Here is a 12,208-nt window from a genome sequence, read left to right on the forward strand (position 1 = left end):
GGCGGCGGGGGCGTGCTAGCGGTCGCTCTCGGCGCGGGCCGACAGCGTGGTCTTCTGCACCTGGAGCAGGAACTCGGTGTTGGACTGGGTGTCCCGCAGCTTGTTCGTGAGCAGCTCGAGGGCCTGCTGCTGGTCGAGCCCGGAGAGGACGCGGCGCAGCTTCCACATGATCTTGATCTCGTCCGGGGAGAGGAGGTTCTCCTCGCGGCGGGTGCCCGAGGAGTTGACGTCCACGGCCGGGTAGATCCGCTTGTCCGCGAGCGAGCGGGACAGGCGCAGCTCCATGTTGCCGGTGCCCTTGAACTCCTCGAAGATGACCTCGTCCATCTTGGACCCGGTCTCCACGAGGGCGGTCGCGAGGATCGTGAGCGAGCCGCCGTTCTCGATGTTGCGGGCCGCCCCGAAGAACTTCTTCGGCGGGTACAGCGCCGCGGAGTCCACGCCGCCGGAGAGGATGCGGCCGGAGGCGGGGGCCGAGAGGTTGTAGGCACGGCCCAGGCGGGTCATGGAGTCCAGGAGGACCACCACGTCCATGCCCATCTCCACGAGCCGCTTGGCGCGCTCGATCGCGAGCTCGGCGACCGTGGTGTGGTCGTCCGCCGGGCGGTCGAAGGTCGAGGCGATGACCTCGCCCTTGACCGTGCGCTGCATGTCCGTGACCTCCTCGGGGCGCTCGTCGACGAGCACCATCATGAGGTGGACCTCGGGGTTGTTCGTGGTGATCGCGTTGGCGATCGCCTGCAGCATCAGCGTCTTGCCGGCCTTCGGCGGGGAGACGATCAGCCCGCGCTGGCCCTTGCCGATGGGGGCGACGAGGTCGACGACGCGGGGCCCGATCTTCTTGGGCTCCGTCTCGAGGCGCAGGCGCTCCTGCGGGTACAGCGGGATCAGCTTCCCGAAGTCCACGCGGTCCTTGTTCTCCTCGGTCTTCTTGCCGTTGACCGTGGTGAGCTGGACCAGCGCGTTGAACTTCTGCCGCGTGGCGTTCTGCTGCTCGCCGTCGCGGGGGGCGCGGATGGCGCCGACCACGGCGTCGCCCTTGCGCAGGTTGTGCTTCTTGACCTGGGCGAGGCTGACGTAGACGTCGTTCGGGCCGGGGAGGTAGCCGGAGGTGCGCACGAACGCGTAGTTGTCGAGCACGTCCAGGATGCCGGCGACGGGCAGCAGGACGTCGTCCTCGGTGAACTCCGTGTCGTCGACCTCGGGGCCGGTGCTGCGCCCGCGGCGGTTGCGCCGCTCGTTGCGCTCGGCGCGGTCGTTGCGGTCGCTGCGGTCCCGGTCGCGGTCGTTGCGGTTGCGGTTGCGGCGGCTGCGGCGGCTGCCGCCGTCGTCCTGGCGGTTGTCCTGACCCCGGTTGTCCTGACCGCCCTTGTCCTGGCCGCCCTTGTCCTGGCGGTTGTCCTGGCGGTTGTCCTGGCCGCCCTTGTCCTGGCGGTTGTCCTGGCCCTTGCCGTCCTGGGACTTCCCGCCCTCGGACCGGCCGTCGCGCCGGCCGCGGCCGTCGCCCCGGTCCTGGCCACCCTTGTCCTGGCGGTTGTCCTGGCCCCGGTTGTCCTGGCCGCGGTTCTGGTTGCGGCTCCGGTCCTGCTTCGACTGGTCGTCGTCACGGCCCTCGGCGGAGGAGCGCGCCTCGTCGGTCTCCTGCCCGGAGTCCTGGCCCCCGTTGCCCTGGCCGTTGTCGTCGCGGTTGCGGTTGCGGCGGCTGCGGTTGCGGTTGCGGCCGCCCTCGCTCTCGGCGCCGGAGGAGTCCTCGGCGGGAGCGGGCTGGTCGGCCGGCTGCTGCTCGGTGGCGCCCTGCGCCGCGGTCTGCTGGGCGGCGTCCTGCTGCTCGGAGCCCTGCTGCGCGGGGACGGACACCACACCGGTGCTCGTGGCGCGGCGGGAGCGCGAGCGCCGCTGCGGCTGGCCGCCGTCGGCGCCCTGCGCGGCGGAGGAGTCCTCGCCGGTCGTGGCGGCGGCCGGGGCGGCGCCCTGGTCGGCGCCGCCGTCGGCGGTCTTCTCGACCGTCTGCGCGATCTTCTGCTCGACGGCCTGGTCCCGGTCGGCGACGGCGCCGCCGCGCTGGTGGGCGGCGATCGCGTCGACCAGCAGGCTCTTGCGCATCCGGCGGGCGCCGGTGATCCCGAGCTGGGAGGCGAGCGCCTGCAGCTGGGCCAGCTTGAGCGCGGACAGTCCCGCGTTCCGGGGGTCGCTGGTGGTGGTCTCTTCCGTACCCGTGGAAAGGTCGGTGGTCTCGGTCACGAAGTGTCCTTCTCCCTCGGTGGGGGGCCCATGGATCTCAGAGTCCAGGACCGTGGATGGTTCTCGGCGGGCCGCGATCGCGGGCCGCCTGCGGCGGGGCGCACTTCAGGGCGCGGCAGCCTGGGCGAACAAGGTGTCACCCGGAGATCATGGTGCGCTCCGGTCCGTGTCGGTGCGGGCCGGGGCGCCGACGGCATCGAAGAAGCCGGTGCCGGCGGGGGATCACCGGAGGATCTGAGGCGGTGGAGCCGAGGACCCCGGGGCATCCGACCGGGGCGCTGCCCCTCATGATGCCCGCTGTCCTCGCCGCGCCGGGCGCGGTCTCCTACCCCTGGATCTGCTGCGGGTGCCTCTCCAGCTTAGCACCCTGACCGTCGACGCGCAGACGGAGGACACGCCAGGAGACGGAATCGGCCCCGGGGGCGACGAGCTCCGCGAGGGCCTGCTCCGTCTCCTGCGCCTGGTCCCGGTCCGCGGCGAGGACCAGGACGGTCGGCCCGGCCCCGGAGATCATGGCCGGCAGCCCGCGGGCCCGCAGCGCGGCCATCAGCCGGGCGCTGGGGGGCATGGCCGAGGCCCGGTACGGCTGGTGCAGCCGGTCCTCGGTGGCGGGCAGCAGCAGCTCGGGTCGCCGCGTGAGGGCTTCGACGAGCAGGGCCGTCCGCCCGGCGTTGACCGCGGCGTCGTGGTGCGGGACGGTCGCGGGCAGCAGGGTGCGGGCGAGGCGGGTGGGGACCTCGAAGTCGGGGATCGCCACCACCGGCACGACGTCCTCGTGGACGGTCACGGGGGCGCTGCGGTAGCCGTCCGCGTCGGTCCACGAGATCACGAGCCCCCCGAAGAGGGAGGGGGCCACGTTGTCCGGATGGCCCTCCATCGCGGCGGCGACCTGGAGCAGTCGCCGGTCGTCGAGGGCGCGCTCCGCGGGCAGCAGCGCGTTCGCCGCGAGCACGCCGGCCACCACGGCCGAGGCGCTCGAGCCCATCCCGCGGCCGTGCGGGATCCGGTTGGTCGCCTCGAGCCGCAGCCCCGGCAGCTCCTCGACGCCCGCGGCCCGGAAGGCGGCCCGCATGGCGCGGACCACCAGGTGCTCCGCGGACCGGGGCACGGACGCGGAGCCCTCCCCGTGCAGCTCGAACTCCAGGCCGCCGCCGGTCACGGTGACGGCGAGGTCGTCGTAGTGGCCCAGGGCCAGGCCCAGGCTGTCGTAGCCCGGGCCCACGTTGCCGGTGGAACCGGGGACGCTCACCGCCACCCGCTGGCCGATCTCGAACATCCGGGACTACTCCAGGCCCAGCGCGGCGGCGACGGCGACCACGTCGAAGGGCACGCGCGTGGGCTCGGCCAGCGAGGGGTCCTCCCGCTCGGCGGCCTTGATCGCCCACTGCGGGTCCTTGAGACCGTGGCCGGTCACGGTGATGACCACCGTCTGCCCGGTGGGGGCCTCCCCCGCGGCGTGCTTCTGGAGCAGGCCGGCCACGCCCGCGGCGGAGCCCGGCTCGACGAACACGCCCTCCTTGGCCGAGAGCCACCGGTGGGCGGTCAGGATCTCGTCGTCCGAGACGGAGCCGATGAGCCCGCCGGACTCGTCGCGGGCGGCGATCGCCGAGTCCCAGGAGGCGGGGTTGCCGATCCGGATGGCGGTCGCGATGGTCTCGGGCTCCGTGACGGGGTGGCCGAGGACCAGCGGGGCCGCGCCCTCGGCCTGGAAGCCCCACATCACGGGCAGCTTCGTCGAGACGGCCGGCAGCTCCCCCGCCGTGGCGGAGGCGTAGGGCCGGGCGTACTCCTGGTAGCCCTTCCAGTACGCGGTGATGTTGCCGGCGTTGCCGACCGGCAGGATGTGCAGGTCCGGGGCGTCGCCGAGGGTGTCGACCACCTCGAACGCCCCGGTCTTCTGGCCCTCGATCCGGTACGGGTTCACGGAGTTGACGAGGAACACGGGGTAGGACTCGGAGAGCTTGCGGGCCACCTCGAGGCAGTTGTCGAAGTTGCCGTCCACCTGGATGATGTCCGCGCCGTGCGCCACGGCCTGCGAGAGCTTGCCCATGGCGATCCGCCCCTCCGGCACGAGCACCGCGCACGTGAGCCCGGCCTGCTTGGCGTAGGCCGCGGCGGAGGCGGAGGTGTTGCCGGTCGAGGCGCACACGACGGCCTCGGCGCCCTCCTCCTTGGCCTTCGTGATCGCCATGGTCATGCCCCGGTCCTTGAACGAGCCGGTCGGGTTCATGCCCTCGAACTTCAGCCAGACGGTGTTGCCGGTGAGCTCCGAGAGGGCGCGCGCCCGGATCAGCGGCGTACCGCCCTCCCCCATCGTGATGACCTCGGTGGAGCCGGAGACCGGCAGCCGGTCCCGGTACTCGTTGATGACGCCCTGCCAGACGTGTGCCATGTGCTGGATCTCTTCCTGTGGACTCGGTGGTGCGGGGGTGCTCGCGGGGGGCGTGCGGCGGCACCCCCTCCGGGTGCGGTGCCGCCCGCAGGCGGCACCGCGGGGCGGATCAGTCGGCGTGCTCCACACGGATCACGCCGGCGACCTCCTCGACGAAGGGCAGCTCGCGCAGGGCGTCCACCGTGGCCACGAGGTCCTTGTTCGCGCCCCGGTGGGTCACGAGCCGGATCTCCGAGAGCTGCGGGTCGCCGTGCGGGTGGTCCGTCTGCTGCATCGTGAAGATCGACACGCCGTGGTCGGCGAAGACCTGGGCGATCCGCGCCAGGACGCCGAGCCGGTCCTGGACGGTCAGGGTGATCGAGAAGCTCGTGCGGACGTCGTCCATCGGCGCGGCGGCGAGCTGGGCGTGGGGGTCCGCGCCCTGGGCCGGGCCGCCGAGCACGAGCCGGCGCGCGGCCGAGACGAAGTCGCCCAGCACGGCCGAGGCGGTGGCGGCGCCGCCGGCGCCTGCGCCGTAGAACATGAGGGACCCGGCGTTCGCGGCCTCGACGAACACGGCGTTGTAGGCGCCGTGCACGCCGGCCAGCGGGTGCTCCCGCGGGATCATGGTCGGGGTGACCCGCAGGTTCACCCCGCCCGGGCAGCGCTCGCACACCGCCAGGAGCTTGATGACGTAGCCGGCCTCGCGGGCGGCGGCGACGTCCGCGGCGGTGACCCCGGTGATGCCGCGGCAGTACACGTCGTCGATGGTGAAGGTCGAGTGGAAGGCCAGGGACGCGAGGATCGCGGCCTTCGCCGCGGCGTCGTGGCCCTCCACGTCGGCGGTGGGGTCCGCCTCGGCGTAGCCGAGCTCCTGCGCCTCGGCGAGCGCGTCGTGGAACTGCGCGCCGGTGGTGTCCATCTGGTCGAGGATGTAGTTCGTGGTGCCGTTCATGATGCCCAGCACGCGGTCCACCCGGTCCCCCGCGAGGGAGTCCTGCATGGGGCGCACGATGGGGATCGCCCCGGCCACGGCGGCCTCGTAGGACAGGGGCACGCCGGCGGCGTCGGCCGCGTCCTGGAGCTGGCGGCCGTGCCGGGCGATGAGGGCCTTGTTGCCCGAGATCACCGGCTTGCCGGCGTGCAGGGCCCGCAGGATGCGGCTGCGGGCCGGCTCGATGCCGCCGGTCAGCTCGATGACCACGTCCGCGGCGTCGACGAGGGCCTCGGCGTCGGTCGTGAGCAGTTCCTCGGGCAGCTCGACCGTCCGCCGGGCGGCGAGGTCGCGCACGGCGATGCCGATGAGCTCCACGGGCGCGCCCACGCGGGCGGCGAACTCGGGGCCGTGGTCGAGCAGGGTCCGGGCCACCTCGGCGCCGACGTTGCCGGCACCGAGCAGGGCGACCTTCACGGTCGAGGGCGGGCGGGTGGTCTCAGGGGTCGAGGCGGTCAATCAGGCTCCCAGGTCGCGGGCGAACAGGTCTTCTTCGGTCTCGCCCCGCACGATGAGCCGGGCCTCCGGCCGGTCGCCGGCGGCGCGCACGGCGACGACCGGCGGGCGGGCGATCCAGTTGTAGTTGCTGGACAGGGCCCAGCAGTAGGCGCCGGTGGCGGGCACGGCCAGGACGTCCCCGGGGGCGAGGTCCTCGGGCAGGTAGACGTCCCGGACCACGATGTCCCCGGACTCGCAGTGCTTGCCCACCACCCGGGAGAGCACGGGGGCCCCCTCGGCGCGGCGGTTCGCGAGCACGGCCGTGTAGTCGGCCCCGTAGAGCACAGGCCGGGCGTTGTCGCTCATCCCGCCGTCCACGGAGACGTACCGGCGCTGCGCGCCGGACTCCGCGGTGACGGTCTTCAGGGTGCCCACGGTGTAGAGGGTGCACGCGGCCGGCCCGGAGATCGCGCGGCCGGGCTCGATGGACAGGTGCGGGACCGCCATCCGCAGGGACCGGGCCGTGGTGGCCACCTGGTCCGCGAGGGCCTCGGCGATCTCGCGGGCCGGGCGGGGGGTGTCGGCCTCGGTGTAGGCGATGCCGTAGCCGCCGCCGAGGTCGAGCTCCGGGAGGGTCAGGCCGAAGCGCTCGTCGGCGGCGGCCATGAAGGCGAGCACCCGCTCCGCGGCCATCCCGAAGCCGTCGGCGTCGAAGATCTGGGAGCCGATGTGGCAGTGGATCCCGCGCAGGTCGAGCTCGGGCTCCAGGACGCACGCGGCGACGGCCTGCATCGCGGGGCTGTCCCCCCCGCCCTCGGACGGGGCGAGGGACAGGCCGAACTTCTGGTCCTCGTGGGCGGTGGCGATGAACTCGTGCGTGGACGCGTGCACGCCGGGGGTGACCCGGATCAGGACGGGGGCGACGACGCCGAGGGTGCGCGCCAGGTGGGCCACGAGCTCGATCTCGGCGAGGGAGTCCACGACGATCCGGCCGAGGCCGTGGTCGAGGGCGCGGGTGATCTCGGCGGCGGACTTGTTGTTCCCGTGCAGGGCGATCCGGGCGGGCTCCATGCCGCCGCGCAGAGCGACGGCCAGCTCCCCGCCCGAGGCGGTGTCCACGTTGAGGCCCTCCTCGCGCAGCCAGCGCACCACCTCGGTGGTCAGGAAGGACTTGCCGGCGTAGTAGACGGAGACCTCGGCCCCGATCCGCGCGAACGCCTCGGTGAAGGCGGCGCGGAACTCGCGGGCGCGCGCCCGGAAGGTGTCCTCGGAGTAGACGTAGGAGGGAGTGCCGTAGCGCTCGGCGAGCTCCGGGACGGGGATCCCCGAGACGGCCAGCACGCCGTCCTCGCCGCGGCGGAACGCCTCGGGCCAGATGACGGGGTCGAGGGCGTCGAGGTCCTCGGGGACGCTGAGCCAGGCCGGTGCCAGGGGGGAGCCCCCGGTGCGGGTGGTCGGGTCGGCGGTCATGCGATCACATCCTCTCCGGCGCGGACACGCCGAGCACGCCCAGGCCGTTGGCCAGGACCTGGCGTGCGGCGTCGTTGAGCCACAGGCGGGTGCGGTGCAGGTCGGTGACCTCGTCCTCGCCCTGCGGCGCCACGCGGCACGCGTCGTACCAGCGGTGGTAGGTCCCGGCGAGCACCTCGAGGTGGCGCGCCACGCGGTGCGGCTCGCGGAACTCGGCGGCCTGGGCGAGCACCGACGGGTACTGGCCGAGGGCGGCCAGCAGCTCCCCCTCCATCGGGTGGTCGAGCAGCGAGGCGTCGAACACGGCCTCCCCCCGCTCGTCCGTGCGGGCGACCCCCGCCGCCTCGGCGTTGCGCCCCACCGCGCACGTGCGGGCGTGGGCGTACTGGACGTAGAACACCGGGTTCTCGTTGGAGCGCCGGGTCAGCAGGCCCAGGTCGATGTCGATGTTGGAGTCCACGGAGAAACGGGTCAGCGAGTACCGGGCGGCGTCGACGCCGACGGCCTCCACGAGGTCCTCCATGGTCACCACGTTGCCGGCGCGCTTGGACATCCGCACGGGCACCCCGTCCTTGACGAGGTTGACCATCTGGCCGATGAGGACCTCGACCCGGTCCGGGGCGTCGCCCAGGGCGGCGGCGGCGGCCTTGAGCCGGGCCACGTAGCCGTGGTGGTCGGCGCCGAGCATGTAGATGCACAGGTCCGCGCCGCGGTCCCGCTTGTCCTTGAAGTAGGCGATGTCCCCGGCGATGTAGGCGGCCTGGCCGTCGGACTTGATGACCACCCGGTCCTTGTCGTCGCCGTAGGCGCTCGAGCGCAGCCACCAGGCGCCGTCCGCGAAGTAGAGGGCGCCGGAGGTCTTGAGCTGCTCGAGGAGCTTCTCCACGGCGCCCTGGTCGAACAGGGACTGCTCGTGGAAGTACACGTCGAAGTCCACGCCGAAGTCGTGCAGCGAGGACTTGATCTCGGCGAACATCAGCTCGACGCCCGCGGCGCGGAACGCCTCCTGGGGGTCCCCGGAGTCGAGGACGCCGGGGTTCTCGGCGACGATGCGCGCGGCGATGTCGGTGATGTACTCCCCGCCGTAGCCGTCCTCGGGGGCGGGCTCGCCCTGGGCGCGGGCCAGCAGGGAGCGGGCGAAGCGGTCGATCTGCGCGCCGGCGTCGTTGAAGTAGTACTCGCGCACCACGTCCGCGCCCTGCGCCTCGAGCACGCGGGCGAGGGAGTCGCCGACCGCGGCCCAGCGGGTGCCGCCCAGGTGGACGGGGCCGGTGGGGTTCGCGGAGACGAACTCCAGGTTGACGGACGTCCCGGCCAGCGACCGAGCCCGGCCGAAGGCCTCGCCCTGCTCCACGACGGTGCGGGCGATCTCCCCGGCGGCGGCGGCGTCCAGGGTGATGTTGAGGAAGCCCGGCCCGGCGACGTCCACGGCGGCCACGCCCGCGGTGCCCTGGAGGCGGTCACGGACCACGGCGGCGACGTCGCGCGGGGCGCGCCCCACCTTCTTGGCCAGCTGCATGGCGACGTTGGTCGCCCAGTCCCCGTGCTCCCGGTTCTTCGGTCGCTCGATCCGCACCTCCGGCAGCGGAGCGCCGTCGGCGAGGGCGAGGTCGCCCCGGGCCACGGCGTCCTGCAGGCATGCGGATACGGCGAGAGAAAGTTGTTCTGGAGTCACCGGACCAGTGTAACCGGGCGCCGTGGAGCGCCCGCGCCGGGTGGTCCACGAGCACCCCGCGAAACCTGCTAGTATCGTCGAGGTTCATCGCTGCGGCGGTGAAAGGCCCGCGTAGCTCAGGGGATAGAGCGTCTGCCTCCGGAGCAGAAGGCCGTAGGTTCGAATCCTACCGCGGGCACCACTCGGGACGAAGGCCCCGGACCACTCGGTCCGGGGCCTTCGTCGTGCCCGGCCCGGGCCGGTCAGCGGCGCTCCGCGGGTCGGCCGGTGCCGGCGCCCCGGTCCCCCGCCTCCTCGGCCCGCCGGTACCGGACAGGCTGCCCGCCGCGGACCCGGGCGACGGCGTAGAGCAGCACGCCCACGGCGAGGACGATCCCACCGCGTGCCCACACCCCGGCCTCCAGCTGGGTCAGCAGCACGAGGCAGGACAGGACGGCGAGCACCGGCAGGGGCGTCCAGGCACGGAAGTGCCGGTGCTCGACCGCCTCCCGGCGCAGCACGAGGACGGCGACGTTCGTGCTGATGAAGACGATGAGCAGCAGCAGCACCACCGTCTCCGCCAGCACGGCCACCCCACCGGTGAGGGTCAGCGCCAGCGCGGCGAGGGTCGTGACGACGATGGCCACCCACGGGGTGCCGCGGCCCGGCAGGACCCGGCCCAGCACGGCGGGGAAGAGTCCCTGCACGGCCATGCCGTAGGTGAGGCGGCTGGCCATGATCATGGTCAGCAGGGCCCCGTTGGCCACCGCGACCAGGGCGAGGAGGCTGAACAGCCAGCCGGGCACCGGGACCCCGGTGGCCGTCACCACGTCCAGCAGCGGGGCGCTCGAGGACTCCAGCCGGTCGGCCGGCAGGGCCACCGACGCCGCCGTGCCGACCAGCACGTACATCGCCCCGGCCACCAGGAGGGACCCGAACAGGGCCCGGGGGTAGACCCGCGACACGTCGCGGACCTCCTCGGCCATGTTGGCCGAGGTCTCGAAGCCCACGAAGGAGTAGTACGCGAGCAGTGCGGCGCCCAGCACGCCCAGCAGCGGGTCGACGTCCTCGCCGAAGCGCACCGCGCGCCCGACGTCGCCGCCCCCGCCGCCGAGCATCACGGCGACGGCCACGACGACCAGGACCAGCCCCGAGACCTCGAGCGCCGTCATGACGACGTTGGCGCGCAGCGACTCCTTGATCCCGCGCGCGTTGAGCAGGGCGATGGCAACGAGGAACACGATGGCCCCGGCAGCCGGGGGCACGTCCACGAAGACCGCGAGATAGTCCCCGCTGAAGGCCAGGGCCAGCGCGGACGCGCTGACCACGCCGGCGGTGAGCATGCAGAAGCCCACGAGGTAGGGCACGATCGGGACGCGGAAGGCGCGGTGGGCGAAGACCGCCGCCCCGCCCGCCCGCGGGTACTTGGTGACGAGCTCGGCGTAGGACGCGGCCGTCAGCAGGGCCAGCAGCAGCGCCACGAGCATCGGCGCCCAGGTGACGCCGCCCACCTCTCCCGCGATGATGCCCACGAGGGCGTAGACCCCGGCGCCGAGGACGTCTCCGAGGATGAACAGGAACAGGAGGGGCCCGGTGATGTGCTTCTTGAGGCCCGGACCGTCAGCAGGCTGATTGAGCATGGGACGAGTCTAGGCCGACCGCCCGGCGCAGGAGGCCGGGGCCCCGGTCGTGGGCCCGTCAGTCGCGGGCGCCGGGGTCCCGGCGCCCCGGGCCGCGGAACTCGTCCGGGTCGTAGGGGCGCACGGGCCCGTCGCCGAACTGTTCGTCGAGCAGCCGGTCCTCCTGGCTGGGACCCTCCCCCGCCGAGCGGCGCCAGTTGAACCCGGCGATCGCCAGGGCCCCTCCGCCGAGCAGGGTCACGGCGCCCACCACGACGACCACCACCGCGCGCCCGCTCAGGCCCGTCCCGTCCTCCGCCGAGACGCGCGCCAGGTGGTGGATGGCCTCGGGCACGGTGAACGTGGAGAGGAACAGGGCCACCACGCCCACGGCCAGCAGCCACCCTCCGGTGCGTCGGCGGGCGTGGTGCGGGTCGGGGGTCTGGCTCACGGGGCTGCTCTCCTGGCCTTCTGGACGTGCTGCTGGGCTCTGCCGGGCGGACCGCCCGGCGACGCGCGACGGGGCGGGCCGTGCCCGGCCCGCCCCGTCCTCGTCCGCGCCGGTCGTGGACCGGCGGCCGGTGCCGTCCGGTCAGGAACCGTCCTCGGTCTTGACGCTCTCGAACAGCGTAGCGTCGTCGAACGCCTCCTGCCCCGCCCCGGGCTGCAGCCGGCGGAACTGCTCGAGCAGTCCGGGCACCGTCATCGACTGCTTCTGCGCGGCGTCGAGCTCGAAGAGGATCCGGCCCTCGTGCATCATGATGAGCCGGTTGCCCAGGCGCAGGGCCTGGTCCATGTTGTGCGTGACCATCACCGTGGTGAGGTGCTGCTCGGCCACGATGTCCGCGGTGAGCCGGGACACGAGGTCCGCGCGCTGCGGGTCGAGGGCCGCCGTGTGCTCGTCGAGGAGCAGGATGCGCGGCTCGGAGAACGTCGCCATGAGCAGGGACAGCGCCTGCCGCTGGCCGCCGGAGAGCAGGCCCACCTTGGCGCCCAGCCGGTTCTCCAGGCCCAGCTCGAGGCTGGCCAGCTTGTCGCGGAAGAGCTGGCGGCGGGCGCTGGTGAGCCCCGGGGCGAGCCCGCGGGACTTGCCCCGCTGGTACGCGATCGCCATGTTCTGCTCGACCGTCATGGTGGGCGAGGAGCCCTTCATGGGGTCCTGGAACACGCGGGACAGGTACCGGGCGCGCTTGTGCTCGGGCAGCCGGGTGACGTCGGTGTCGTCGACCCGCACCGTGCCGGTGTCCGGGATCAGGCTCCCCGAGATGGCGTTGAGGATCGTCGACTTGCCGGCGCCGTTGGAGCCGATGACGGTGAGGAAGTCGCCCTCCGCCAGGGTCAGCGAGACGCCGGCGAGGGCGCGCCGCTCGTTGACGGTCCCGGCGAAGAACGTCTTGTGGACGTTGTCGATGGTGAGCACG

At 73.4% G+C, this 12,208-nt stretch carries 9 protein-coding genes and 1 tRNA gene; 1 reads left to right on the forward strand and 9 read right to left on the reverse strand.

The window, feature by feature from the left end:
* Positions 1-15: 15 nt before the first annotated feature.
* The 6 genes from rho to argS form a co-directional block, all read right to left on the reverse strand.
* The gene (gene rho, locus CK505_RS06850; protein WP_095650603.1) at positions 16-2,241 is read right to left on the reverse strand and encodes a transcription termination factor Rho; all 2,226 of its coding nucleotides are present in this window, start codon (positions 2,239-2,241) and stop codon (positions 16-18) included.
* 325 nt (positions 2,242-2,566) lie between these two features.
* A complete protein-coding gene (thrB, locus tag CK505_RS06855) occupies positions 2,567-3,517 on the reverse strand; it encodes a homoserine kinase (RefSeq protein ID WP_035927273.1) in 951 nt (316 codons plus the stop codon).
* A gap of 6 nt (positions 3,518-3,523) precedes the next feature.
* A complete protein-coding gene (thrC, locus tag CK505_RS06860) occupies positions 3,524-4,633 on the reverse strand; it encodes a threonine synthase (RefSeq protein ID WP_017834411.1) in 1,110 nt (369 codons plus the stop codon).
* Between the two features lie 109 nt (positions 4,634-4,742).
* Positions 4,743-6,065 (reverse strand): homoserine dehydrogenase, encoded by a 1,323-nt coding sequence (locus CK505_RS06865; protein ID WP_017834410.1) that lies wholly within the window; start codon positions 6,063-6,065, stop codon positions 4,743-4,745.
* Positions 6,066-7,514, reverse strand: a complete 1,449-nt coding sequence (gene lysA, locus CK505_RS06870) for a diaminopimelate decarboxylase (RefSeq protein WP_095650604.1) — start codon at positions 7,512-7,514, stop codon at positions 6,066-6,068.
* Between the two features lie 4 nt (positions 7,515-7,518).
* A complete protein-coding gene (gene argS, locus CK505_RS06875) occupies positions 7,519-9,189 on the reverse strand; it encodes an arginine--tRNA ligase (RefSeq protein ID WP_031283503.1) in 1,671 nt (556 codons plus the stop codon).
* 105 nt (positions 9,190-9,294) lie between these two features.
* Here argS and CK505_RS06880 point away from each other — a divergent pair.
* Positions 9,295-9,370: transfer RNA gene (locus CK505_RS06880), tRNA-Arg, on the forward strand.
* Between the two features lie 61 nt (positions 9,371-9,431).
* Here the strand turns inward: CK505_RS06880 and CK505_RS06885 are convergent.
* From CK505_RS06885 to CK505_RS06895, 3 genes are all read right to left on the reverse strand, one after another.
* Complete coding sequence (locus CK505_RS06885; RefSeq protein ID WP_017834407.1) at positions 9,432-10,808, reverse strand: APC family permease; 1,377 nt, start codon at positions 10,806-10,808, stop codon at positions 9,432-9,434.
* Positions 10,809-10,866: 58 nt separating this feature from the next.
* The gene (locus CK505_RS06890) at positions 10,867-11,238 is read right to left on the reverse strand and encodes a hypothetical protein (RefSeq protein WP_095650605.1); all 372 of its coding nucleotides are present in this window, start codon (positions 11,236-11,238) and stop codon (positions 10,867-10,869) included.
* A 141-nt stretch (positions 11,239-11,379) separates the two neighbouring features.
* Complete coding sequence (locus CK505_RS06895) at positions 11,380-12,207, reverse strand: ABC transporter ATP-binding protein (RefSeq protein WP_017834405.1); 828 nt, start codon at positions 12,205-12,207, stop codon at positions 11,380-11,382.
* Position 12,208: the final 1 nt, after the last annotated feature.

Source organism: Kocuria sp. WN036 (assembly GCF_002287015.1).
Taxonomy (GTDB): domain Bacteria; phylum Actinomycetota; class Actinomycetes; order Actinomycetales; family Micrococcaceae; genus Kocuria; species Kocuria rosea.

Bases quoted from the DNA above. Each gene is read 5' to 3' on its own strand.
- thrB (WP_035927273.1), bottom strand. From the start codon at position 3,517: ATGTTCGAGATCGGCCAGCGGGTGGCGGTGAGCGTCCCCGGTTCCACC.
- thrC (WP_017834411.1), bottom strand. From the start codon at position 4,633: ATGGCACACGTCTGGCAGGGCGTCATCAACGAGTACCGGGACCGGCTG.
- lysA (WP_095650604.1), bottom strand. From the start codon at position 7,514: ATGACCGCCGACCCGACCACCCGCACCGGGGGCTCCCCCCTGGCACCG.
- CK505_RS06885 (WP_017834407.1), bottom strand. From the start codon at position 10,808: ATGCTCAATCAGCCTGCTGACGGTCCGGGCCTCAAGAAGCACATCACC.